This window comes from Pedobacter caeni (genome assembly GCF_900129215.1).
Classification (GTDB): domain Bacteria; phylum Bacteroidota; class Bacteroidia; order Sphingobacteriales; family Sphingobacteriaceae; genus Pedobacter; species Pedobacter caeni.
Window position 1 is genome coordinate 1,002,874 of sequence record NZ_FQUQ01000004.1, and the last position, 22,968, is coordinate 1,025,841.

25 protein-coding genes are annotated in these 22,968 nt (G+C 41.7%); 14 read left to right on the forward strand and 11 right to left on the reverse strand.

Translation table 11 applies throughout. The features are described 5' to 3' along the window. Positions 1-7: 7 nt before the first annotated feature. From BUC20_RS23710 to BUC20_RS23730, 5 genes are all read left to right on the forward strand, one after another. On the forward strand, positions 8-328 hold the full coding sequence (locus BUC20_RS23710; RefSeq protein WP_073233729.1) for an ArsR/SmtB family transcription factor: 321 nt from the start codon (positions 8-10) through the stop codon (positions 326-328). Between the two features lies 1 nt (position 329). Next, positions 330-797: an SRPBCC family protein gene (locus BUC20_RS23715; protein WP_073233730.1), complete on the forward strand. Its 468-nt coding sequence runs from the start codon at positions 330-332 to the stop codon at positions 795-797. A gap of 6 nt (positions 798-803) precedes the next feature. Next, positions 804-1,172: a DoxX family protein gene (locus BUC20_RS23720; RefSeq protein ID WP_073233731.1), complete on the forward strand. Its 369-nt coding sequence runs from the start codon at positions 804-806 to the stop codon at positions 1,170-1,172. A gap of 87 nt (positions 1,173-1,259) precedes the next feature. Continuing rightward, complete coding sequence (locus BUC20_RS23725) at positions 1,260-1,826, forward strand: DUF4256 domain-containing protein (protein ID WP_073233733.1); 567 nt, start codon at positions 1,260-1,262, stop codon at positions 1,824-1,826. A gap of 23 nt (positions 1,827-1,849) precedes the next feature. Continuing rightward, positions 1,850-2,446: a YdeI/OmpD-associated family protein gene (locus tag BUC20_RS23730; RefSeq protein ID WP_234994584.1), complete on the forward strand. Its 597-nt coding sequence runs from the start codon at positions 1,850-1,852 to the stop codon at positions 2,444-2,446. Here the strand turns inward: BUC20_RS23730 and BUC20_RS23735 are convergent. Continuing rightward, on the reverse strand, positions 2,410-3,252 hold the full coding sequence (locus BUC20_RS23735; protein ID WP_073233737.1) for a helix-turn-helix domain-containing protein: 843 nt from the start codon (positions 3,250-3,252) through the stop codon (positions 2,410-2,412). The genes BUC20_RS23730 and BUC20_RS23735 overlap by 37 nt on opposite strands. Before the next feature lie 250 nt (positions 3,253-3,502). On the opposite strand from BUC20_RS23735, the gene lat reads away from it, so the two are divergent. Next, positions 3,503-4,834 (forward strand): L-lysine 6-transaminase, encoded by a 1,332-nt coding sequence (gene lat / locus BUC20_RS23740; RefSeq protein WP_073233739.1) that lies wholly within the window; start codon positions 3,503-3,505, stop codon positions 4,832-4,834. After that, a complete protein-coding gene (locus BUC20_RS23745; RefSeq protein ID WP_073233741.1) occupies positions 4,835-5,239 on the forward strand; it encodes a hypothetical protein in 405 nt (134 codons plus the stop codon). A 1-nt stretch (position 5,240) separates the two neighbouring features. Here the strand turns inward: BUC20_RS23745 and cysC are convergent, their stop codons facing one another. The 5 genes from cysC to BUC20_RS23770 all read right to left on the reverse strand — a co-directional run bounded on the left by cysC (position 5,241) and on the right by BUC20_RS23770 (position 9,155). Further along, a complete protein-coding gene (gene cysC / locus BUC20_RS23750) occupies positions 5,241-5,768 on the reverse strand; it encodes an adenylyl-sulfate kinase (protein ID WP_073233743.1) in 528 nt (175 codons plus the stop codon). A gap of 89 nt (positions 5,769-5,857) precedes the next feature. After that, on the reverse strand, positions 5,858-7,219 hold the full coding sequence (locus BUC20_RS23755) for an acyl-CoA dehydrogenase family protein (protein WP_073233745.1): 1,362 nt from the start codon (positions 7,217-7,219) through the stop codon (positions 5,858-5,860). A gap of 75 nt (positions 7,220-7,294) precedes the next feature. Continuing rightward, positions 7,295-8,011, reverse strand: coding sequence for a bacillithiol biosynthesis deacetylase BshB1 (gene bshB1 / locus BUC20_RS23760; protein WP_073234076.1), 717 nt, complete (start codon positions 8,009-8,011; stop codon positions 7,295-7,297). Positions 8,012-8,036: 25 nt separating this feature from the next. After that, positions 8,037-8,534 carry a glutathione peroxidase gene (locus BUC20_RS23765; protein ID WP_073233747.1) on the reverse strand — a complete coding sequence of 166 codons (498 nt, stop codon included), beginning with the start codon at positions 8,532-8,534 and terminating at the stop codon, positions 8,037-8,039. Between the two features lie 3 nt (positions 8,535-8,537). After that, positions 8,538-9,155 (reverse strand): DUF4294 domain-containing protein, encoded by a 618-nt coding sequence (locus BUC20_RS23770; protein ID WP_073233749.1) that lies wholly within the window; start codon positions 9,153-9,155, stop codon positions 8,538-8,540. A gap of 314 nt (positions 9,156-9,469) precedes the next feature. Between BUC20_RS23770 and BUC20_RS23775 the strand changes: the two genes are divergently transcribed. The 3 genes from BUC20_RS23775 (at position 9,470) to BUC20_RS23785 (ending at position 13,554) form a co-directional block, all read left to right on the forward strand. Further along, the gene (locus BUC20_RS23775) at positions 9,470-11,680 is read left to right on the forward strand and encodes a RelA/SpoT family protein (RefSeq protein WP_073233750.1); all 2,211 of its coding nucleotides are present in this window, start codon (positions 9,470-9,472) and stop codon (positions 11,678-11,680) included. Between the two features lie 63 nt (positions 11,681-11,743). Continuing rightward, entirely contained in the window at positions 11,744-12,235 is a 492-nt protein-coding gene (locus BUC20_RS23780; RefSeq protein WP_073233751.1) for a Fur family transcriptional regulator, read from the forward strand. Positions 12,236-12,276: 41 nt separating this feature from the next. After that, positions 12,277-13,554 carry an adenylosuccinate synthase gene (locus BUC20_RS23785; protein WP_073233753.1) on the forward strand — a complete coding sequence of 426 codons (1,278 nt, stop codon included), beginning with the start codon at positions 12,277-12,279 and terminating at the stop codon, positions 13,552-13,554. A gap of 81 nt (positions 13,555-13,635) precedes the next feature. On the opposite strand, the gene BUC20_RS23790 is transcribed toward BUC20_RS23785, so the two are convergent. Beyond that, on the reverse strand, positions 13,636-14,952 hold the full coding sequence (locus BUC20_RS23790; protein WP_073233755.1) for an MATE family efflux transporter: 1,317 nt from the start codon (positions 14,950-14,952) through the stop codon (positions 13,636-13,638). 134 nt (positions 14,953-15,086) lie between these two features. Between BUC20_RS23790 and BUC20_RS23795 the strand changes: the two genes are divergently transcribed. Further along, positions 15,087-16,340, forward strand: coding sequence for an anthranilate synthase component I family protein (locus BUC20_RS23795; RefSeq protein ID WP_073233757.1), 1,254 nt, complete (start codon positions 15,087-15,089; stop codon positions 16,338-16,340). A 40-nt stretch (positions 16,341-16,380) separates the two neighbouring features. On the opposite strand, the gene BUC20_RS23800 is transcribed toward BUC20_RS23795, so the two are convergent. The 4 genes from BUC20_RS23800 to BUC20_RS23815 are packed head-to-tail and all read right to left on the reverse strand — an operon-like array spanning position 16,381 to position 19,195. Next, positions 16,381-17,211: a M48 family metallopeptidase gene (locus tag BUC20_RS23800; protein ID WP_073233759.1), complete on the reverse strand. Its 831-nt coding sequence runs from the start codon at positions 17,209-17,211 to the stop codon at positions 16,381-16,383. Positions 17,212-17,223: 12 nt separating this feature from the next. After that, positions 17,224-17,871, reverse strand: a complete 648-nt coding sequence (gene plsY, locus BUC20_RS23805) for a glycerol-3-phosphate 1-O-acyltransferase PlsY (RefSeq protein WP_073233761.1) — start codon at positions 17,869-17,871, stop codon at positions 17,224-17,226. A 52-nt stretch (positions 17,872-17,923) separates the two neighbouring features. Continuing rightward, a complete protein-coding gene (gene nadC, locus BUC20_RS23810) occupies positions 17,924-18,766 on the reverse strand; it encodes a carboxylating nicotinate-nucleotide diphosphorylase (RefSeq protein ID WP_073233763.1) in 843 nt (280 codons plus the stop codon). A 36-nt stretch (positions 18,767-18,802) separates the two neighbouring features. Continuing rightward, positions 18,803-19,195, reverse strand: a complete 393-nt coding sequence (locus BUC20_RS23815; protein WP_073233765.1) for a DUF4783 domain-containing protein — start codon at positions 19,193-19,195, stop codon at positions 18,803-18,805. A gap of 151 nt (positions 19,196-19,346) precedes the next feature. Between BUC20_RS23815 and gpmI the strand changes: the two genes are divergently transcribed. The 3 genes from gpmI to BUC20_RS23830 all read left to right on the forward strand — a co-directional run bounded on the left by gpmI (position 19,347) and on the right by BUC20_RS23830 (position 22,933). Then, complete coding sequence (gene gpmI, locus BUC20_RS23820) at positions 19,347-20,867, forward strand: 2,3-bisphosphoglycerate-independent phosphoglycerate mutase (RefSeq protein ID WP_073233767.1); 1,521 nt, start codon at positions 19,347-19,349, stop codon at positions 20,865-20,867. Continuing rightward, positions 20,867-21,400 (forward strand): hypothetical protein, encoded by a 534-nt coding sequence (locus BUC20_RS23825; RefSeq protein WP_073233769.1) that lies wholly within the window; start codon positions 20,867-20,869, stop codon positions 21,398-21,400. Before gpmI ends, BUC20_RS23825 begins: the two co-directional genes overlap by 1 nt. Before the next feature lie 303 nt (positions 21,401-21,703). Next, on the forward strand, positions 21,704-22,933 hold the full coding sequence (locus tag BUC20_RS23830; protein WP_073233771.1) for a PAS domain S-box protein: 1,230 nt from the start codon (positions 21,704-21,706) through the stop codon (positions 22,931-22,933). Positions 22,934-22,968: the final 35 nt, after the last annotated feature.

Below are 22,968 nucleotides of genomic sequence, written 5' to 3' on the forward strand. Positions count from 1 at the left end.
CTACATAATGAATTTAAGAAGAGACGTATTTCAAGCCATCGCAGATCCGACCAGAAGGGCTATACTGATATTAGTCGCCACACAATCCATGACTGCGGGTGCGATAGCCGCGAATTTTGACACCGCAAGACCAACAGTATCTAAACATCTGCAAATCCTCACTGAATGCGAATTGCTAAAACAAGAGCAAAACGGCAGGGAAGTTCACTATCATCTAAATGCAAAGAAAATGAAAGAAGTAGCCGACTTCATAGAGCCCTTTCGTCAAATGTGGGAAGAGCGGTTCAACAAACTAGAAACCATAATGAAAAACTATAAAAAAAAATAACATGGAACGAAAAACAAAACTCAATGCCGAAGAGGGCAAGCAGGATCTTGTGATCACAAGGGAGTTTGATTTGCCTTTAGAACTACTCTTTAAAGCCTATGAAGAACCCGAAATTGTGGAGCAATGGATGGGAACCAAAGTGCTGAAGCTTGAAAACAAAAAGCATGGTGGTTGGCAATTTGAAACATCCGATGCCCAGGGAAACGTGGTATTCCGGGCCAATGGAGTCATCCATGAGTTTGTTCCTAACCAGAAAATCACGAGAACATTTGAAATGGAGAACTCCCCTTTTGAAGCTCAGATTGAGTTCTTTGAATTTGAAAAAATTACGGAAGAAACCAGCAGACTCATCATGCACATCGTCTATCGCTCTGTCTCCCTCAGAGATCAAATGATGAAAATGGGCTTTGCTCCAGGCTTAAATATGGCGCACAACAGATTACAAAACGTCGTTAACAAACTAAAATAACAAATCATGTCAAAGACCTCAAAAATCATTTATTGGATTTCTACTGCCTGGCTTGCATTAGGAATGTTATCCACTGGAATTGTCCAGTTATTAAAAGTAAAAACGGAAGTAGATCTCATCACAAATTTGGGTTATCCAGTCTATTTCTTAACCCTATTGGGGATCTGGAAAATTCTGGGAGTGATCACCGTACTGGTTCCTAAATTTCCATTGCTAAAGGAATGGGCTTATGCAGGCTTTTTCTTCTCTATGTCAGGAGCAATATTTTCACATCTTGTATCCGGCAAACCAACCGAAATATTCCCCTCTTTATTGCTTCTAGTCCTGACTGTGATCTCCTGGTATTTCAGACCTGCAGAGCGGAAACTTATCTAAGAACGAGTTTTAATCAATCCCTGGGTTGATGTATATTTAAGGAAGGCAAGATTGACAAAACAAACCATCACATAAATTATAAACCAAATGAAAAGCAATAAAAAAGAATTATCTGCAACACAACGTGAAGAATTACTTAAAACGCTGAAGAATCGTTTTGAAAAAAACATGATCCGTCATAAAGGCATAGAATGGGCTAAAGTACAGACAAGGCTGGAAGCACATCCTGAAAAATTATGGTCACTGGATGATATGGAAATTACCGGTGGTGAACCGGATGTGGTCGCTCATGATCCAAAGACCGGAGCCTACATTTTTTATGATTGCTCAGCGGAAAGCCCTAAAGGCCGCAGAAGTACTGCTTACGATCTTGAAGGGGTAGAGTCAAGGAAAGAACATAAACCGGAAAACAATGCAATAGACATGGCTACTGCTATGGGCATTGAGCTTTTAACAGTAGAACAATACCGGGAATTACAGCAGTTTGGGAATTTCGATACAAAGACATCAAGCTGGTTGAAGACACCCGATGACATCAGAGCACTCGGCGGTGCACTATTTGGCGACCGTCGCTATGATACCGTATTCGTCTACCATAATGGCGCACAATCTTATTATGCAGCAAGAGCCTTCCGTGGCGCACTATCGGTATAAGTCTGACCTAAATCCCTAAAATCATGATAAACAACCACATGAATCCAAAAGTTGATTTTTATTTCAATAAAGAAAAAAAATGGCAGGAAGAATTGGAACGGTTGAGGACAATTGTTCTGGACTGTGGATTAACTGAAGAGCTGAAATGGGGTTCTCCCTGTTATACTTATCAGAACGATAACATTGTTTTACTCCATGTCTTTAAAGAATACTGTGCAGTTTTATTCTTTAAGGGTTCCTTACTAAACGACAGCGAAGGTATTCTGGTCGAGCAATCGAAAAACACCCAGGCCACACGTCAGATCCGGTTCCGAAATGTGCTGGAAATCGTAGCAATCGAATCTATTCTAAAAACCTATATTCATGAAGCTGTGGAAGTGGAAAAAGCGGGTTTAAAAGTGGCTTTTAAAACGACCGGAGAATTTCCTGTTGCTCCGGAGTTTCAAAGTAAATTAGATATGATCCCGGCTTTGAAAACAGCCTTTGAAGCATTGACCCCTGGCCGGCAAAGGGGATACCTGCTTTATTTTTCTGCAGCCAAACAATCCAAAACCCGGGAGTCGAGGGTGGAAAAATACATGCCTCAGATCCTTAACGGCAAGGGACTCGATGATGAATAGCCCGGAAACTGCCGCTGATGCCATTGAGAGGGTGTACAGCCATAGAAATTTTTAAATTCTTTAATAAAATGATTCTGATCAAAGAAGCCAAAAGTGTACACCAGTTCCTGCCAGTTCACCGCATGATGTTTACTGATGTAATTATTGATCTCATTAAAGCGGACAATGCGGCTAAATGTTTTAGGGCTGAGACCAATCTTTTCGCGAAACTGATCGCCAAGGGTCGTGGTAGACATCCGCATACTTCGTGAAAGACTATCGATACGGATGAACCCTTTGGCATGTTGAATTTGCTGACAGGCATAAGCCACATGATCCACGTCTGCTTTTGCAGAGAGCAACAATCGCTTCAAAAGCCAGTTTTCTAATAGCAAAATAGCTTCGCTGGGTTGATCTGCCAGGTGTTTGAGTTGTTCGGACAGGCTATCCATTCCCGGAAATAACAACCTCATGTCTGTTCCTTCGTTAGAGAAATGACGTTGAGGAATACCAAATAGCTTAAATGCACCATAGGGCTTAAACACCACCTGAATAATGGTTTTGGGAAAACTGTCGAAAGAACGCCCACGGTCTAGTAAACCGACAAAACAAAGCGGGTAGCTGGAATAAACTTCCGTTCCGATCTCGTGGAAAACATGGTGCTCGTCCAGCACAAATGACATTTGGGTATTCTCTACCGGATAAATATCCAGACAGCCAGGTTTTTCCGCAAATGCACCATCCTCAATATACCAATACCAGTGCACATAAGGCTGTAGTGCCTGATGAGGAATGAACATATTCTGATGGTGGATATCAGCAAACATATCTTAAAGCTACAGAAAAAATTAACTCGACAAACGTATAATATAAGAGTTGATCTTCCTGTTTTTCAACAAATATGTCTAAATCGCGTCAGGAAAATTCTCCACATTTGTGGGGATTAAATTTATTTTTCTCTAAAATCATACTTTAAACTGTTTAAACCTACTTTTTGACTTTTCAAGTCCAAAAAGTGCCCGCATTTGTTATTTTGGCACTTTTTGTTACATTTGGCTACACCAAAATATAGATTTTATGTATCAACTAACTGTAGCTCCGGATCAGGTAAACGAAACTTTAAGCAAACACATTTTAGCCGATGGTTTCGATCTTACTTATGATATGGAACAAAGCCAGGGGGCTTATATTTATGATTCAAAATATAAGCGGAACTTACTGGATTTCTTTACTTGTTTTGCGTCTGTCCCATTGGGATACAATCACCCGAAAATGGTCAATGACGAAGCCTTTAAAAAGAACCTTTTACTGGCCGCATTATCCAACCCTTCTAACTCTGATGTTTATACCCAACAATATGCGCAGTTTGTAGATACCTTCTCTAAAGTCGGCATTCCATCATACCTGCCACATGCTTTTTTCATTGCAGGCGGCTCACTGGCTGTTGAAAATGCAATTAAAGTAGCGATGGACTGGAAAGTTCAGAAAAACTTTGCCAAAGGAATTAAAGAAGAAAAAGGATTTAAAGTCCTGCATTTTGAAAAAGCTTTTCACGGCAGATCAGGATATACCTTAAGCTTAACCAATACCCTTCCTGATAAAACGAAGTGGTTTGCAAAGTTCGACTGGCCAAGGGTCTCTGTACCTACGGTTAAATTCCCTTTGCAGGACGAAAACTTAAAAAAGGCCATTGATACAGAAGAAGCTTCTATTGCGCAGATCAAACAGGCTTTTGCGGATAACAAAGATGAAATCTGTGCCATTATTGTGGAGCCGATTCAATCGGAGGGGGGAGACAACCACTTACGTGAAGAGTTTCTGATCCAGCTGAAGACCCTTGCGGATGAAAATGATGCCTTTTTAATTTATGATGAGGTTCAAACTGGTGTGGGCCTCACTGGTAAATTCTGGTGTCATCAACATTACAGCGAAAAAGCACGTCCTGATATCGTTGCTTTTGGTAAAAAAATGCAGGTATGTGGTATTTTGGTTGGCGATAAAGTAGATCAGATAGAAGGCAACGTGTTCAGGGTTCCTTCAAGGATCAACTCTACATGGGGTGGTAACCTGGTAGACATGGTTCGTTCTACTCAGATCTTACAGATTCTTCATGACGACAAACTGTGCGACAATGCAACAACGGTAGGTCAGTATCTGAAAGAAAACCTGGAGCAGCTTGCTCAGAAACATGATAAAATCAGCAATGTAAGAGGTAAGGGCCTGCTTTGTGCATTCGATTTCCCAAATAAAGACATGCGCAATGCCTTTATTCAGAAAGGAATGGAGCACAATGTGATGTTCTTAGGCTGTGGAAACCAAACAATCCGTTTCAGACCGGCACTTTGCATTGAGAAAAAACATATTGACGAAGGATTAGCCGCAATGGAGAAAATTTTACCTGCTTTATAAATGGGTAAAAAGAAGGTTAATATTTTCCTGGGTGTACTGGTGGTAATACTGGTTGGCTGGATGATGAAAGGTACTTTTAGCCAACCGGGTATTGATGACCTGAAAGGGGAATTTACAGAAGTTGCCCATTATCGGAACGACAACAATACCGGACCAATACAGCATGTATTTACAGTAACGGTAAAGGATACCCTCTGGTCTGAAATGGAGACTTATGGTAATTTCAAACCTCATCACAAAGGCGGAAATACCAAGGTGTATTTTTTCATCAAAGGCAGTCCGGTTCCAAATCAGCTAGCTCCAGGCAAACAAAACTTCGATCCTTCATTTAACAATACTTGTATTGCCCTTTACGAAAAAAGCGCAATGGGCAATACAAGTATTACCAGGTATCCTTTTAGGTAGGTTATTTTTGGATAACAATTCTATTTATTATGCTTTCAAAGGATTCCTGAGTGGTCTGTTCGTGTGTATTTACCATAAGATCTGAATCATTAGGTTCTTGATATTCAGACGAAATGCCCGTGAAGTTTTTAATTATGCCCAGATTTGCCTTTAAATACAAACCTTTTGGGTCTCTTGTTATACAGATATCCAAAGGGCAATAAACAAAAATCTGAAAGAAGTCCTGAGCTCCAAGAATTTCTCTGATCATTGACCGATCTTCCTGATATGGGGCAATAATAGGAATGATAGGAATGATACCGTTATTACAAAATAACTTCGCTACTTCTGCAATTCTTCGGGCATTTTCTTTCCTATGTTCGCGGGTAAAATTTAAATCACTATTCAGTCCCTTCCGGAGAACATCTCCATCCAGTATGGTACAGGGCAGATTAGATAACTCAAAAAAATCTGACAACATATTTGCAAGGGTAGTTTTTCCAGCACCAGACAACCCGGTAAGCAGAATAGATTTAACAGTTAACTTCATATTTGGAGCGCAAAATTAATTTTTCATTGAACATGACTAAACTAATAATTAATTTCGCCTTTAACTATTGATTCTTGTTTTCTTGTTCTTTATACGAAAGAAGAGAAGCCGGTAATGGCCCTGCCCACAATCAGCGTATTGATTTCTTTCGTGCCTTCATAGGAATAAATGGCTTCTGCATCGGCTACAAAACGGGCAACATCATACTCCAGAAGGATCCCGTTTCCACCCATCACCTCCCTTGCCCTACTCACCACATCCCTGGTTTTCATAGAACAGAACACCTTAGCCAGTGAAGCATGTTCGTCGGTTAACAGGTTCTGATCCTGAAGCTGGGATAAACGGAAACAGAGTGTCTGCATGGCCGTCAGGTTAGAGAGCATTTCCACAAGGTGATTTTGAATCAGCTGGAAAGAGGCAATCGGTTTTCCGAACTGTTTTCTGGTCCGAGTATAATGCAAAGCACTTTCATATGCTCCCCTGGCGCAGCCTACGGCCTGCCAGGCTACTCCTGCCCTGGTCATCTTTAATACTTTTGCCGTATCCTTGAAAGAGTTGGCATTCTGCAGACGGTCTTCTTCTTCCACCTCGCAATTGGTCAGGGTGATCAATCCATTCTGAACAATCCGTAAAGCCATTTTATCTTCCATCTTCTCTACGGCAAACCCCTTGGTTCCCTTTCTTACCAAAAAGCCTTTTACTTCCTGATCATCCAGATCTCTTGCCCAGATAATGGTCACATCGGAAAACGTAGAATTACCAATCCACTTTTTCTGTCCGTTCAGGATCCATTTACTGCCCACACGTTTTGCGGTAGTGGTTAAACCTCCGGCAACACCCGAACCCACTTCAGGTTCGGTTAAGCCAAATGCACCAATGAGTTTCAGCTTTTGCATATCAGGCAGCCATTCCTGTTTCTGAGCTTCAGAGCCAAGCAGGTAAATTGAGCCCATGGCCAAACCGCTTTGTACCCCAAAAAAAGTAGACATAGAGGTATCCACCCTGGCCATTTCCATTGCCAGCATGCCTTCCATCAGATTTGATTTATTGGGACAGCCATAACCTTCGTAGGTAAGGCCACAGATATTGAGTTCTGCAATTCCGGGAATAAGTTCAAAAGGGAATTCCGCCTTCAGCCAGTATTTATTGACTACAGGTTTCACTTCCTTTTTCAGAAATGCCCTTACATTTAGTTGTAAAGCACGGTCTTCGTCGCTTAATGCCTCATCTCCCAGGTGATAAAAATCGCCTTCTATCGGAGGCAGTTCTCTCTTTTTATGCGGAGTACCCATCATCTTCATCAAACCCTGTAACTGGGTTTCATCAAGATTGGATACTGAGTCTACGATCTTAGTGAGGTCTACCTTTTTAGAAAGCGCTTCCAGTTTCTGAAAATCGACAGTTTTAAAAAGGGTGTATGCGTTTTTTAAAGAAGAAAAGATATTGGCCATGATTTGCTGTTTCCTTTAAAAACAGCAAATCAGGCAATTTGTTGGATGAGTGGCCGATAAAGATCGTTAATTGGCTTAGCTCAGGTTAAAAAGGTCGTTTACCCCTAACAACTTACGGCAAGTAAAGCCTTCCCCATAGGTTGTGCCGATTGATTTTCCGAATTCACGGGCACGGCCGATGACGCTATCAAAAAACTCCGGTGAGGAGATATAAGTTTCCGCTTCTTCATGGTCAGGATTGAAGAACTGTGTTTTAAAAGCCTTAATTGAATCGATTTTAGTCTGGATATAAGGCGTAATGTCGATAATAATATCAGGTTCAATATAACGGTCCTGAATGTATTGAAGCACCAGCCGTGGCCTCCAGGCCTCCTGTTCCTCTCCGTCAAGACTGGTCTGAATTTTGGACAATCCGGATAAGAAACAGGCATCATTGGCCAGATCTCCGGCTCTGCCATGATCCGGATGCCTGTCGTGCAGGGCATTGGTTAAGATGATTTCCGGTTGATATTTCCTGATCATTCTGATCACTGCAAGCTGATGCGCTTCATCATTGGCAAAAAAACCGTCTTTGAACCGCAGGTTTTCGCGGGCATGAAGCCCTAAAATCTTTGCAGAATCCGCTGCTTCGGTATCTCTGATTTCTGCGGAACCTCTGGTTCCAAGTTCTCCCCGGGTAAAGTCTACAATTCCGACTTTCTTTCCCATGGCTATATGTTTGGCAATAGTTCCTGAGCATCCTAATTCTGCATCGTCCGGATGAACGGCAAGGACTAATATATCTAACTTCATCATCTGCATTAAAAATGTATTGGGCTTAGCCCAGGCGTTGTATTTTTTTCTTCACTTTTGTGGATAAAGGTTTGGTGAAAGGGAAGAAATAATCCACCACTTCACCTTTTTTATTCACCAGGTATTTGTGAAAGTTCCACCTTGGGGTGGAAGTTAGTTTTCCATTGAGTTTTTTATCTCCAAGGAACTTGAATAAAGGATGTGCCTGCTCTCCCCTGACCATGATTTTCTCAAAAACAGGGAACTGAACACCATAATTCTGTTCACAGAAAGCATGGATTGCTTCTCCTTCCAGAGGCTCCTGTCTTCCAAAGTCGTTGGAGGGAAAAGCAAGGACTTCAAAGTCCTCAGATTTAAGCTCTTCCCGAAGCTGTTGCAACTCCTTTAACTGGGGAGCAAAGCCGCATGCAGAAGCAATGTTTACAATTAATAAGTTTTTGTTTTTATAGTCAGAAAGTTTCTTTTCTGTTCCATTGATCAATTTTACCTTAAACTGGTGTACACTTTTTGAGTTATCAGACATATTTTATTGGTAAAACCCGGAAGAAAGAATGATGGACTCGATGTCCCTCTCTTCCGATGCGTTATATTTACTTTTGAGATTGTGGCCAACTACTCTGGCCACGGATTGATATAAAAATGCGGTGATACCGCCTTTGGTTTCCTTAACGATGTCGTAGGTAGTCCTGCCCAGCTCCCTGTCGATCAGCTTTGTTAAAATCTGTCCCTGGGAAATGGTCAGTTCTTTAATTTCCCGGTTAAACATGTCTTTAATTTCTTTATCACATTGTTTAACCAGTTTCTTTTGCAGCTTTTTATCTTCGGCTACTGCCAGGTCCTTTTCCAGTTGTTCATACCTTCGTTTTGCATAAAGTGCATAAGGCATTACTTTCATCACATTGTACCTTAAGCGGTTATAGGCAGCCCGTTCTTCCGGGCTTTTAAAAATCCGGTAACCGTAGATCACCACCTCCTTTAGTGGCATCCAGGGGATCATTTCTCCGTCTTCATTGGTAGAGGCTACCCGAATCGTGTCATTCTTTCCCAATACAGGAAATTTCACGCTCACAGTGCTCTGCTGCGCTTTGGCAGAAGCACCTGTAATAATGACAATTGACAGAAAAAATAACCTGTAAAATTTCATAAATTTATACCTCTTCCATTTAAGGCTAAAATAATAAATTAGTTTTATTTCATGTCTAAGATAATCTTTTAGCAACAAATCGTTATCATCCTGACGTAAATAATACAAATGAAACCAACCTTCGGCTAACCTATTATGACAAACACAAAATTGGAAGAATTATTGCATATACTAACATGATCTTTACAAAAAGCTTATATTAACAAAAGTATCCGGTAATGGTCTGGTAAATGCGTAAATTCGTATGTTCCTTTGCCATTTCTGGAAGAACAACCGACAAAATAGCAGATTAAGAAAAAACACGAGATATATTGATGAAGAACACGTTAGTGATTGATTTAGAAGCAGAGAAGCAAGAGATATTAAAGCGTTACCGTGCGCTTTTGCGTGCCTGTAAGCCAACACTTCAAAGGGGGGATAAGAAAGAGATCCGTAAAGCATTCGATATGGCACTGGAAAGCCATAAAAATATGCGTAGGAAATCGGGCGAACCTTACATTTACCACCCTATTGCTGTTGCGCAGATTGCCGCGGAAGAAATCGGATTGGGAACCACCTCAATTGTATGTGCTTTATTGCATGATGTAGTAGAAGATACCGACATCACACTGGAGGATATTGAGCGGGAATTTGGAAAGAAAACAGCTAAGATCATCGACGGTCTGACCAAGATATCCGGTGTTTTTGATTATAACAGTTCATTACAGGCAGAGAATTTCCGGAAAATGTTGCTCACGCTGGCAGATGATGTAAGGGTAATCCTGATCAAACTTGCCGACCGTCTGCACAACATGCGGACGATGGATTTTATGCCGAGACAAAAGCAGTTAAAGATTGCTTCGGAAACGATTTATCTCTACGCTCCCCTGGCCCACCGTCTGGGTTTATATGCCATTAAATCTGAGCTGGAAGATCTTTCTATGAAATATCTGGAGCCGGACACGTATAAATACATTGCCACTCAGCTGAACGAGAAAAAAGCAGAGCGGACCTTATTCATTAAAAGATTTGTAGAGCCAATCAATGAGATTCTGGCGGAACAGGGGCTGACCGCCAATATTTATGGCCGTCCGAAATCCATCCATTCCATCTGGAATAAAATGAAGAGCAAGAACATTCCTTTTGATGAAGTATATGATCTTTTTGCCATCAGAATTATTCTGGACAGCAGTCCTGAGCATGAAAAAGCGGATTGTTGGAAGGCCTATTCTATTGTCACGGATCTTTACCGCCCTAATCCTGATCGTCTGCGCGACTGGGTATCTTCTCCGAAAGGAAACGGATATGAGTCATTGCATACCACAGTAATGGGTCCTAAAGGACAGTGGGTAGAGGTTCAGATCCGGACACAACGGATGAATGAGATTGCGGAGAAAGGTTTTGCGGCGCATTGGAAGTATAAAGAATCGAGTAATGACAACGGTCTTGACCAGTGGATCATGAAAGTGAGAGAGATGCTGAACAATCCCGAAGCCAATGCTTTAGACTTCCTGGATGATTTTAAAATGAACCTCTTCTCTGATGAGATTTTCATTTTTACACCTAAGGGAGCGTTACTGCAATTGCCATTGGGTGCAACAGCTTTAGACTTTGCGTTCGAGATCCATACTGATGTAGGCGCAAAATGTATTGGAGCCAAAGTAAACCACAAGCTCGTTCCTTTATCCTATAAATTGCAGAATGGGGATCAGGTGGAGATCATCACCTCGAGTAAACAAACCCCTAAAGAGGATTGGCTGAACATTGTGGTGACAGCGAAAGCCAAATCAAAGATCAAGTCGTCTTTAAAAGAAGAGAAAAGGAAAATTGCGGAACAGGGTAAAGAAACCCTGGAACGCAAGCTGAAATCTTTGAAGATCACCTACAATACGGATAACCTGAATAAGCTGACTTACTTTTTTAAACTCCCTTCTACTCAGGAGCTGTTCATTCACATTGCCAATGGCAAGATTGAACTAAAAGACCTGAAAGATTACCTGGCGAGTGAGAAAGAGATTGAGAACAGGGGTTCTTCTGAAAAGAGCGACAATCAAAAGATCGAAGCCTTACTCAGTCGGGTGAAAGGGCCGGAATCTGATATTTTACTGATCGGGGAAGACCTTCAGAAGATCGATTACACCCTTGCTGCATGCTGTAATCCGATTCCGGGTGATGATGTGTTTGGATTTGTGACCGTGAACGAAGGGATTAAGATCCACCGTACCAATTGTCCGAATGCAGCACAACTGATGGCCAACTATGGATACCGGGTGGTGAAAGCCAAATGGAACCGTCAGCAGGAACTCACGTTCTTAACAGGATTGCACATTATCGGGATTGATGATGTAGGTTTGATCAATAACATTACGAAAGTAATTTCGGGAGATTTCAAGGTAAACATGCGTTCTATTACTGTCGACACAGATAATGGTATATTTGACGGGTCGATTATGATCTTTGTAAATGATAAAGAGCACTTAGACAACCTGATTAAAAATCTGCTGGAAGTAAAAGGAGTAACAGGTGTCACCCGTTTTGATGCCTAAAAAAACGAATAAAACATACAGGTTTATATAAAAATTGGTACCTTTGAAAGGAGTTTAAAAACTATGTCTACAAACCACAACAGCGAGTTAGTAAGAAAAATATTCGAAGCTTATCTCGAAAATAAAAGTCTGAGAAAAACACCGGAACGTTTTGCCATCTTAGAAGAAATCTATTCCAGAGATGACCATTTCGATGTAGAGACCCTCTATATCCACATGAAAAACCAAAAGTATCGTGTAAGCAGGGCTACTGTATACAACACTTTAGAGTTATTAGTTTCATGTGATCTGGTTACCAAACACCAGTTTGGTAAAAATATGGCCCAGTTTGAGAAATCATACGGCTATCATCAGCATGACCATATCATTTGTATTGACTGCGGTAAAGTAGTGGAATTCTGCGACCCTCGTATTCATCAGATACAAAGCATGGTTGGTGATTTATTAAAGTTTGAGATCAAACATCACTCTCTTAATCTTTATGGCAGTTGCTTTGACTGTTCTGCAAAACATGCAATGAACAATCAGAATGCTGACATTAAACATGCAAGTTAACATATCCAATTTATAATAATATCTATTCTTAAATTTAAATAATGACGCAAGTAGACGTGCTTCTGGGCCTGCAATGGGGCGATGAAGGCAAGGGAAAAATTGTTGATGTTCTAAGTCCGCAATATGATTTGATAGCTCGTTTTCAAGGCGGTCCGAATGCCGGACATACTTTAGAGTTTGATGGTAAAAAATTTGTTTTAAACACCATTCCATCCGGTATTTTCAACGAAAAAACGATGAACTTAATTGGAAATGGTGTGGTGATTGACCCTATCATTCTGAAAAGAGAGTTAGACAACCTTAAAGCAGCCGGCCATGATCCTGTAGCAAAAGGGAAATTGGTGATTGCCCGTAAAGCACATTTGATTCTGCCAACACACCAGTTACTGGATGCGGCAAATGAACAAAAAATGGGTAAGGACAAAATCGGTTCTACGTTAAAAGGTATTGGTCCGACGTATATGGACAAAACCGGACGTAACGGATTAAGAGTTGGTGATACTACCCTTCCTGATTTCAAAGACCGTTATAACAAACTGGTAGAGAAACACAAGGACATGCTTTCTCATTATAATTTTGAATATGATTTAACGGAAAAAGAAGCTGCATTTTTTGAGGCGATCGAATTCCTGAAAAGCATTCCTCATGTAGATAGTGAGCATTATGTAAATGGATTCCTTAAAGAAGGAAAAACAGTATTGGCAGAAGGTGCACAGGGAACATTACTGGACGTAGATTTCGGATCTTATCCATTTGTAACTTCCTCAAACACGACTACCGCAGGTGCATGTACCGGTTTAGGAATTGCGCCTAACAGAATCGGTCATGTATATGGTATTTTCAAAGCTTATTGTACCCGTGTTGGTGGTGGTCCTTTCCCTACTGAGCTGGACAATGAAATTGGAGAGAACCTTCGTCAGGTTGGACATGAATTCGGTGCAACTACCGGCCGTGCCCGTCGTTGCGGATGGATTGACCTTCCTGCATTGAAATATGCCATCATGTTAAATGGAGTAACCGAGCTGATCATGATGAAAGCAGATGTATTGGATGGTTTTGATACCATTTATGCCTGTACACATTATGAGCACAATGGCGAAACCATTGACTATATGCCATACGACATCATTTCAGTAAAACCTACTCCGGTATTAAAAGCGATTGAAGGTTGGAAAACTGATGTAACCAAAGTAAATAAAGTAGCAGAGATTCCTTCGAAACTGACAGACTATATCGCTTTCTTAGAGAAAGAGCTGGAAGTACCTGTAAAATACCTTTCAGTTGGACCAGACAGGGTTCAGACTTTAGAATTGAACTAGAAGTACATCATATTCTACATATAGAGTATATATAATATAGAAACCGCCTCGTAACCAGTTTACGAGGCGGTTTTTTTGTTTTTAGCCTTTAACCAGCTTCTTTTTCAACCTGAGCACCAATAGTATTGAGGAGATACTCAGTCCGATGACAAAGCCAACCCAGATCCCGGTAGGCCCCATCTCTAACTGGAAGCCTAGAAAATACCCAACCGGTAAGCCGATGACCCAATAGGCAATGGCAATTAAACCTGTCGGAATGTTTACATCTTTAATTCCCCTGAGCAACCCTGCAGCGATGGTTTGCATCGCATCCGGGATTTGAAATACAGCGGCATATAGCACCAACACTCCTGCCAGCGACAAAACAGCCGCATTTTCGGTGAACAATACCGGAATAAATTGTCTGATTCCCAATAATGCTACAGCACAAACGGCGCCCAGGATCAGGCCCACCAGCAACGCCCCTTTAGCAATACTTTTCCCCTTTTTCCAGTTTAAACCACCGTAAGCATTGCTAATCCTGATGGAGGCCGCCTCTCCCAATCCGAGGAAAAAGATAAAAGTAAAAGAAACGCAGCTTAACGCGATCTGATGGGCAGCCAACTGCATTGGCCCCATCGTTCCGATCAAAATGGCTGATACAGCAAAAGCACCAGATTCCATCCCGATCTGTATACCGGCAGGAATCCCCAGACCGAGCAACTCTTTAATCGTGTCCCATTTTAACCGCCATTGCTTTTTCCAGACGATGAGGTAACGTTTATAGAAAGGGTCAATCCAAATCACTGCTACCATTGCAATAAATACAAGGATACGGGTAATAAAAGTCCCCCATGCTGCGCCCATCAGGCCCAGCTCCGGAAAACCGAGGCTCCCGAATATAAGCAGCCAGTTAAAAAAGATATTTAACGGCAGCGCCATTAAAGAAATCAGCATTGCCGTACGGGTTTTCTCTAAGCCGTCTGTAAATTGCTGAAGCCCTATGAACAGCAGCATTGGGATGGTAGAATAACACATGACCCGCATAAAAGGAAGTGCCATACCAGCGATCTCCTGATCCTGCCCAAGATGCAAAAGGATACCGCTACCCAGCTCCAATCCGGTGCAAATCAGAATACCAGTGATCAGACAGAGCATAAATCCATTGAATAAATAATGGGCTATTTTTTGGCCATCATGACTACCATTGGCATTAGATACCATCTGCGCAATCGACATTGCGATTCCAATCCCTATGATAAAAGGGATATTAATAACGTTCATCACCAGGGATGCAGCCGCCAGGTGTTTATAGCTCAACCGGCCCACCATTGCCATATCTATAATGTGTAATACGATTTGAGAAAGTTCTCCGATAATGAGTGGTATGGCCAGCTTTATTGTTTTCTGGGTTTCCATTTTTTGTTTTATGAAGACAAAAATACCCAATCACCTCTCCGTGACAGATTTGAACTGACCGAGACGTCGAAAATGGGTACTGAACAAGCAAAAAGCTAACATCAACTCATTACTTTTTTTAACTTTGTCAGCAAATGAGTCACAGGGATATACCGTTATTTAAAAGCAAGGCACTTCAATGGGCCAATTCCTTCGACATCTGCTGCTGTCTGGATTCCAACAGTTACACTGATCCTTTTGGAAAGTTCGATTTCATCATTGCTGCCGGGGCAACACAGGTTTTGAATACCCCTGCAGGGCATGCTTTTGAAGCACTTCAATCCTTTTATGAATTGCATAAAACCTGGATGTTCGGCTTGTTGAGTTATGACCTGAAGAATGAACAGGAGCAATTAAAGTCCAATAATCCGGATGGCCTCCATTTTCCGGAGCTCTTCTTTTTTGTTCCTCAATACCTGATTACTGTAAAGGACAACAAGATTGAGGTGGTTATGGGAGATCAGCAAATATTGCAGGAGATCGGAGGAACCGAACTGCTTGATCCTGTTCCCGGAAAGCCTCTTGACATTAAACATAAGCTGGATAAAGCTGCTTATCTGAAAAAAATATCAGAGTTACAACAGCACATCAGCAGGGGGGATATCTACGAAGTTACTTATTGTCAGGAGTTCTTTGCCACACCTGCGGAAATCAACCCCTTACAGGTGTTTAATCAATTAAATACCGTATCCCCCACTCCATTTGCAGGATACTTCAAGATTTACGACCAATATATCCTTTCTGCAAGTCCGGAACGCTTTCTATGTAAACGTGAAGACAAGCTCATTTCCCAACCCATTAAAGGCACCGCCAAAAGAGATCCGGACGGCATCATTGATGAACAGGTGAAACTCGAATTGAGCAATAACATCAAGGAACAGGCAGAAAATGTCATGATCGTAGACCTGGTTAGGAATGACCTGACCAAAAGCGCCTTAAAGGGCAGTGTTAAGGTAGAAGAGTTATTTGGCATCTATAGCTTCCCTCAGGTACACCAGATGATCTCCACGATCAGCTGCCGCCTGAATCCTGAATTGCATTTTATCAAGGCCATAAAAAATACCTTTCCAATGGGCTCTATGACCGGTGCTCCCAAGATCAGTGCAATGGAATTGATTGAATCTCATGAATTGAGTAAACGTGGTGCTTATTCGGGTTCTATAGGTTACATCAGTCCGGAAGAAGAGTTTGACTTTAACGTCATCATCCGCAGTATCCTGTATCAGGAAACCGAAAAGTATTTATCCTTCCAGGTTGGCGGAGCGATCACTTACGCTTCAAACCCCGAGGGAGAATATGAAGAATGTATGGTCAAGGCATCAGCAATTATCCAGACTTTAGCGCAATAAAAAAGGCCGTTATTGCTAACGGCCTCTTGTTTTTCCATGACTATCTGATCGGTTTCCCGGTAGTAGAGTTATAATATCTTTGTGCCTGTGGCAATAACCTTTGAATTTGTGCGATACGTGTATCATCCGCAGGGTGTGTGCTCAGGAATTCAGGTGGTTTTTGTGATCCTCTGCTTGCATTTGCCATCCTTTGCCAGAAGGTCACTGCCGTTGCCGGGTCATATCCTGCAATGGCCATAAAGGTAAGGCCTAAATTATCTGCTTCCAGCTCTTGCTTTCTGGAGTTTGGCAACAAGACAAAGCCTTGTGCACCCAATCCATATGCTTTGGCGATCATATCCTGGGTTGCGCCGGATTTACCTGCTGTAGCCACCCCAATGATACCACTACCCGCTTGCGCCAGTGCAGCCTGCGAAGCACGTTCCGAAGAGTGCTGTGCAATGGCATGAGCAATTTCATGTCCCATTACTGTGGCCAGGCCTGCATCGTCTTTTGCCACAGGTAAAAGTCCGGTATAAACGGCTACTTTACCCCCTGGCATACACCATGCATTCACTTCTTTACTATCTATAAGGTTAAATTCCCAGGCGAATCCCTGAATCTGACTGGCATAACCATTGGCATTCATGTATTTGGTGATCGCAGCCTGAATCCGCTGTCCAACACGCTTTACCCTTTGGGCATCGGCATTGTTAAGGACTTTAGTGGATGGGTCTCTGAGCATTTTACTGTATTCCAGTGAGGCTGCCCCCCTCATTTCACTTTCACTGATCAAGCTCAGCCTGCTGCGCCCGGTTAACGGAACCGTAGAGCAGGAGGATATGGTAAACATCGCTGCCGCAGCAATGACCGTTAAATTTAAAGCTTTCATGAATTTTCTGTTTTAGTTGTTTTTCTTTTTAAACAGGTAAACTTTGGATTCTTTGCCTTTGAGGAGTCGTTCGAGGTTTTTCTGGTGAGTGACCAAAATCAGGACACATACGCACATCCCATATAAAACCTCTGACCTGACCGAAGAATGAAATAAGAATACAATGCTCAAAGGGAAGGTAAAACCTGCACATATAGAGCCAAGGGAAACATATTTGGTGGTCAGTAAAACAACTACAAAAACAAGAACGCAAAGCATCGCTGCCGGAAAGTTAACTGCCAAAATCATTCCAAAAAGTGTGGCCACTCCCTTCCCGCCTCTGAACCCCGCAAATATGGGGAACAAATGGCCCATTACGGCAGTCACCCCAAGGGCAAGCTCGTAGTTGATAAACTGAGATGAATTCTGTGGACCCGTAACGGATAGACCTATAAAGTAGGCAAGTTTTGTAGCTGTATAACCTTTGGCGATATCTATCGTCATTACGGCAAGGCCGGCCCGTTTTCCAAGAACGCGGAAAGTGTTGGTTGCTCCTGCATTTCCACTTCCATATTCCCTAACGTCGACCCCGTAAAATGCCTGTCCGAGCCATACCGCTGTCGGTATAGACCCAAATAGATAGGCTAAAATTACTGCTGATATAGAATAGACCGAAATCATTAACTACAATTATAGTAAAAAAACAGAATCAAATTCTGGTGAATTATGGTTTTTAGCATGCCTTTAAGCTCATGTCTAAACTTTTGACAGAATGGGTTAAGGCTCCCATAGAGATAAAATCTACGCCACATGCTGCATACCCGGCTACGTTTTCTTCGGTGATTCCACCAGAAGCTTCAGTCACGAATCGGCCATCAATCAGCGCTACCGCTGCTTTCAGGTCGGCAAAGCTGAAATTATCCAGCATGATCCGGTCTACGCCTCCTGTAGCTAAAACATCATTTAGCTCAGAAAGGTTTCTGACTTCGATTTCTATTTGTAATTCTTTTCCTTTATCCTCCAGGTATTGGTTTGCTGCTTTAATCGCATTCGCAATTCCACCTGCATAATCCACATGGTTATCTTTGATGAGGATCATATCATATAAACCGATGCGGTGGTTCACACCACCACCGATACGAACGGCCCACTTTTCCAGGTATCTTAATCCCGGTGTGGTTTTACGTGTATCCAGCAATTGAGTAGGGTAAGCAGCGAGCTGGCTCACGATGCGGTTGGTTTTAGTCGCAATTCCACTCATGCGTTGCATACAGTTTAAAACCAGACGCTCTGCGAGTAGAATAGAATGTGTACTTCCGGAAACCGTGAGTGCAATATCACCATATTTAACTTCCGCCCCATCGGCAATCATGACCTCTGTGACCAGCTTGGCATCTATATAATTGAAAATTTCCACTGCAAGTTCCACTCCTGCCAGGATTCCATCCTCCTTAATCAGCAATTTTGCTTTGCCTTGCGCATTGGCAGGAATGGTTGAAAGAGAGGTATGATCTCCATCGCCTAAATCTTCGGCAACAGCGTTCTTTATGAATTGATCTATGATTTGCTTATCCAAAACTTATAATTAAACCCAAAAATAGCATTTTTACTATTATTTATCCGGCTCTATTCTCAATTCTGTAATAAAAAAAGCATTGTTAGACTTTTTCATCGTTATAGAAACCCTGAATTTTCCGTTTTTGGTGTGTAGAGAAAGAATGCCAAACCTGAAATTAGGGTTCGCATTAATGAGGTGAATGACTGATGATTTTACCGGAGGATATTTGGTAAAAAAATTTCTTAGGATTTGTTCTGCCTGTGCTTTAGAATAGACATCCTCCTCATCAATTATGATTAATTCAACAGAAGAAGAGAAATATCCCGCCACATCTTTCGAACTTCCACTTTTAAAGTTAGCCGATAAATTGTCAATAATATCGCTCTGCATAGCAATAGAAGAGGAAAGGGAGGTAAAAAGAATCGTCAAAAAAAGTAAGGGCTTCATATTCTCTATATAGCTAATGTATCACCTACACATAAATTATGCCATTAATAGCTGCTAAAAAAAACAAAGATACTACAGAGGAATTACAATTTGGCTCAAAAAAAACACACAATAGGCTTATATTTGTGTATATATTAAAAGAAATTCACTGATGAATCATAAAAAATTAGTCCTGCTTATACTTGATGGCTGGGGATATGGAAAACAAGACAGTTCCGATGCTGCATATGCCGCCAACACTCCTTTCTTTGACTCTTTAATCAGGAATTATCCAAATTCCAAACTGGAAGCTTCGGGTGAAGCGGTAGGACTACCTGCCGGACAAATGGGCAACTCTGAAGTTGGCCATATGAACCTGGGTGCTGGAAGAATAGTGTACCAGGAACTGGGCAGAATCAATAAAGCGATTACAGACAGAACACTTCATCAGAACCAGGTATTGCTGGATGCCTTCAATTACGCGAAGCAAAATAATAAAGCTGTTCATTTCATCGGATTGGTTTCTGATGGAGGGGTACATGCACATATCAATCACCTGAAAGCATTATGTGATGCTGCGGGAGAGCAGGGATTAAAAGACGTATTCGTTCATGCTTTTCTTGATGGCAGGGATACCGATCCGAATTCAGGCTTAAATTTCATTAAAGACCTTGACCATCACCTGCAAAGCACTCCTGCTAAGCTGGCGAGTTTAATTGGCCGCTATTATGCAATGGACAGGGATTCCCGCTGGGAAAGGGTGAAACTGGCTTATGACCTTTTAACTAAAGGCATCGGACAAGCGACCAATAATCCCGAAATGGCCATTGAGCAATCGTATAGCGAAGGCATCACCGATGAGTTTATCAAACCTATTGTAGTGACTCAGGCAGATGGCAGCCCTGTAGCAACCATCCAGCCAGACGATGTCGTGATCTGTTTCAATTACAGAACAGACAGGGGCAGAGAAATCACTGCAGTGCTGAGTCAGAACGACTATCCGGATTTCCAGATGCACAAGTTTCCATTGTATTATGTGACCATGACCACATATGATGAAAACTTCGAGAATGTGAAAGTAATCTTTACCAAAGATGATCTTTCAGAAACACTGGGAGAAATACTGGAAAAAAACCATAAGAATCAGATCCGCATTGCGGAGACCGAAAAATATCCACACGTAACCTTCTTTTTCTCCGGTGGAAGAGAAGCAGTATTTGAAAATGAGAAAAGAATTCTGATTCCTTCACCTAAAGTAGCTACTTACGACCTGCAACCGGAAATGAGTGCTGCCGGAATCACCGAAGCCATCAGTAAAGAACTGGAAACAGGCTGGGCTGACTTTGTGTGTCTGAATTTTGCCAACCCTGATATGGTAGGCCATACAGGTGTTTTTGAGGCGGTTATTAAAGCGGTAGAAACTGCCGACAGCTGTGCAGAAATTGTGGTAAACAAGGGAATTGAAAACGGATATTCCTTTATCATTCTTGCAGATCACGGGAATTCAGAATACATGCTGAATGCGGATGGTTCTGTAAATACGGCACATACGACAAACCTGGTTCCCTGCATTTTGATCGACAAGGATTATAAAACCGTAGCAGATGGAAAACTTGGTGATATCGCCCCTACTATTTTAAAAATAATGGGTATTCCGGCACCCGCTATTATGACTGGAAATTGCCTGGTATAATGAAATACAATCTTTTAATATGTGGCCTTCTTTTGCTGCTGTGCTATGGCTGTGGAGACTCCACAGTGGCCAGCCAAAAGAATGCCCATACTTATTTCGATCTGAAAGGCTTTTTCGAAAAGGAGCGCGCAAGGCTCAGCCAGTCGAACCCTCTGATCCTGAAAACAGTGATGGTGAACGATTCTTCTGAAAGTAAACAGCTCAGGATCGCTGACTGGAAAAAAGAATTGTCTGCCTTTTCTGATGCTGATATGAACAGGGCTGCATGGAAAGGCTTGTTTCAGATCAGGAAAACGACATCAGGAGTAGCCTATACCACTGACTCTAAAAAAGTACCTGTAAAAGAAGTACTGGTGATGGAACGCAATGGAAAGCTTTACGGCCTTCAGATTCTGATCAGAAATTCCACTACCCTGTACACCTCATCTGATACCCTCAGCTATTATCCGGACAGCTTATATGAGGTAAAAAAGAGCCAGAACATCAGGCTCCTTTCTGAAAAAAATTACCGGATTACCGGAAAGTTTAAGTAAAGGGAGAACTCTTCCCCTTTACCATCTGATCTCTTTATCAGCCATTCGTTTTCATCCCGCCTGTTACAGCGCCGGATGAAGGCGAGGTATGGCATGATAATAGGCCTCTTTATGTAGATAAATATTGATTGCCATGCGTTCAAAATGCCTAATCAGCATGAAAACGTATCTTTTATGATCTGCAACGAATTGGGATGATGATGAACCGATAACTGTTTAAACAGATATCGGGAAATATATTCCTCATTTAATGTATTCATATCAGCGGCATATCAAAATTCACAGAAATAAATCTCTAAAAAAATGAGAGGAGTTAATTCATACTGGAATAAATACAGGAAGGCATTTGAACATGTTATTCCTGATGAAAATCAGTTTACGCTCTTCCGGATCAGCAGTTGGCGGATCAACCTGTTCAGGAATACCATGATGTATACTATTCCTGTTACCCTGGTTGGACTTGTTCTTTTTCTGGTCCATGAATTCATGACGGGAAGAATATTCTTCCCTGTATTTATGGTCATCATGATGATGTTGCTTATGGGTTTTGTACTAAATAGAAAAATTGAGCTGGATTACAGGATGGTCATTGTGGTCCTCCTCCTTTACCTTGTTGCGGTAATTTACCTCATTTTCGTAGGATCTGATGGCCCTGGTGCACTATACCTGTTGATCATTACTTTTTTTACGGCTATGATTTTTCCGCCAAAAGCTACTTATATTCCATTGGTCATCAATATCCTGATCTGCTTTGGAATTGGCCTGGTGATTAAATTTAAGATCTTCCCTACCCCATTATCAGACACCTATGACCTGACCTTATGGACTGCTTACTCAGGAAACCTGATTTTCATCAGTTTTGTAAGTGTACTCATGATCAGCAGTATTCTGAATGGATTTGAGCGGACGAGAATAAAAGAGGTGATGTTGTTAAAAAAACTGGATGCCTCAGAACGTTATTACCGGAATGTTTTTGATTCTAATCCTGTTCCCATGTACATCTTTGAATTAAATACCGGTAATTTTTTAAAGGTCAATGACGCTGCAGTCAAAAAATACGGGTATTCGAAAGAAGAGTTTCTATCGATGAACATTACCAAAATACGGCCTGCTTCGGAGATCAGTAAGCTGATGGATATTTTCAGCACCATTAAAACCAGGGCATACTCAGGCATATTGACACATATGAACAAAAAAGGCCATACTTTCCCTGTGGAGATCGACACCAATATCGTCAGTTTAGATGGCGTTGATGCGCGGCTGGTCCTGGCAACAGATGTATCTGAACGGGTCAGTTATATACAGATGATTGAGAAGCAGAATCAGGATTTCAAGGAAATTGCCTGGATTCAGAGCCATAAAGTGAGGGCGCCGTTAACGAATATTATGAGTCTCACAGATTTAATGCTTCAAAATCCTCACGGAGATCATGTTGATGTACTTTATATGCTGAAGGAGTCTACGGCACGCTTAAATGAAGCCATTGAATCTATCGTCCATCAGGCAGAAGACAACCAGATCCCACCAGAATGAATAACAGCCATACCCCGGAAATTACAAAAAAATAA

Excerpts from the sequence above, each read along its gene's own strand:
- BUC20_RS23735 (WP_073233737.1), bottom strand. The coding sequence starts at position 3,252 with ATGTTTGCTGATATCCACCATCAGAATATGTTCATTCCTCATCAGGCA.
- BUC20_RS23830 (WP_073233771.1), top strand. The coding sequence starts at position 21,704 with ATGAGAGGAGTTAATTCATACTGGAATAAATACAGGAAGGCATTTGAA.
- lat (WP_073233739.1), top strand. The coding sequence starts at position 3,503 with ATGTATCAACTAACTGTAGCTCCGGATCAGGTAAACGAAACTTTAAGC.
- BUC20_RS23755 (WP_073233745.1), bottom strand. The coding sequence starts at position 7,219 with ATGGCCAATATCTTTTCTTCTTTAAAAAACGCATACACCCTTTTTAAA.
- BUC20_RS23795 (WP_073233757.1), top strand. The coding sequence starts at position 15,087 with ATGAGTCACAGGGATATACCGTTATTTAAAAGCAAGGCACTTCAATGG.
- BUC20_RS23780 (WP_073233751.1), top strand. The coding sequence starts at position 11,744 with ATGTCTACAAACCACAACAGCGAGTTAGTAAGAAAAATATTCGAAGCT.
- BUC20_RS23745 (WP_073233741.1), top strand. The coding sequence starts at position 4,835 with ATGGGTAAAAAGAAGGTTAATATTTTCCTGGGTGTACTGGTGGTAATA.
- BUC20_RS23765 (WP_073233747.1), bottom strand. The coding sequence starts at position 8,534 with ATGTCTGATAACTCAAAAAGTGTACACCAGTTTAAGGTAAAATTGATC.
- BUC20_RS23725 (WP_073233733.1), top strand. The coding sequence starts at position 1,260 with ATGAAAAGCAATAAAAAAGAATTATCTGCAACACAACGTGAAGAATTA.
- gpmI (WP_073233767.1), top strand. The coding sequence starts at position 19,347 with ATGAATCATAAAAAATTAGTCCTGCTTATACTTGATGGCTGGGGATAT.
- BUC20_RS23815 (WP_073233765.1), bottom strand. The coding sequence starts at position 19,195 with ATGAAGCCCTTACTTTTTTTGACGATTCTTTTTACCTCCCTTTCCTCT.
- BUC20_RS23800 (WP_073233759.1), bottom strand. The coding sequence starts at position 17,211 with ATGAAAGCTTTAAATTTAACGGTCATTGCTGCGGCAGCGATGTTTACC.
- BUC20_RS23785 (WP_073233753.1), top strand. The coding sequence starts at position 12,277 with ATGACGCAAGTAGACGTGCTTCTGGGCCTGCAATGGGGCGATGAAGGC.
- BUC20_RS23720 (WP_073233731.1), top strand. The coding sequence starts at position 804 with ATGTCAAAGACCTCAAAAATCATTTATTGGATTTCTACTGCCTGGCTT.
- BUC20_RS23790 (WP_073233755.1), bottom strand. The coding sequence starts at position 14,952 with ATGGAAACCCAGAAAACAATAAAGCTGGCCATACCACTCATTATCGGA.
- plsY (WP_073233761.1), bottom strand. The coding sequence starts at position 17,871 with ATGATTTCGGTCTATTCTATATCAGCAGTAATTTTAGCCTATCTATTT.
- BUC20_RS23710 (WP_073233729.1), top strand. The coding sequence starts at position 8 with ATGAATTTAAGAAGAGACGTATTTCAAGCCATCGCAGATCCGACCAGA.
- BUC20_RS23715 (WP_073233730.1), top strand. The coding sequence starts at position 330 with ATGGAACGAAAAACAAAACTCAATGCCGAAGAGGGCAAGCAGGATCTT.
- BUC20_RS23825 (WP_073233769.1), top strand. The coding sequence starts at position 20,867 with ATGAAATACAATCTTTTAATATGTGGCCTTCTTTTGCTGCTGTGCTAT.
- BUC20_RS23775 (WP_073233750.1), top strand. The coding sequence starts at position 9,470 with ATGAAGAACACGTTAGTGATTGATTTAGAAGCAGAGAAGCAAGAGATA.
- BUC20_RS23730 (WP_234994584.1), top strand. The coding sequence starts at position 1,850 with ATGATAAACAACCACATGAATCCAAAAGTTGATTTTTATTTCAATAAA.
- cysC (WP_073233743.1), bottom strand. The coding sequence starts at position 5,768 with ATGAAGTTAACTGTTAAATCTATTCTGCTTACCGGGTTGTCTGGTGCT.
- bshB1 (WP_073234076.1), bottom strand. The coding sequence starts at position 8,011 with ATGAAGTTAGATATATTAGTCCTTGCCGTTCATCCGGACGATGCAGAA.
- BUC20_RS23770 (WP_073233749.1), bottom strand. The coding sequence starts at position 9,155 with ATGAAATTTTACAGGTTATTTTTTCTGTCAATTGTCATTATTACAGGT.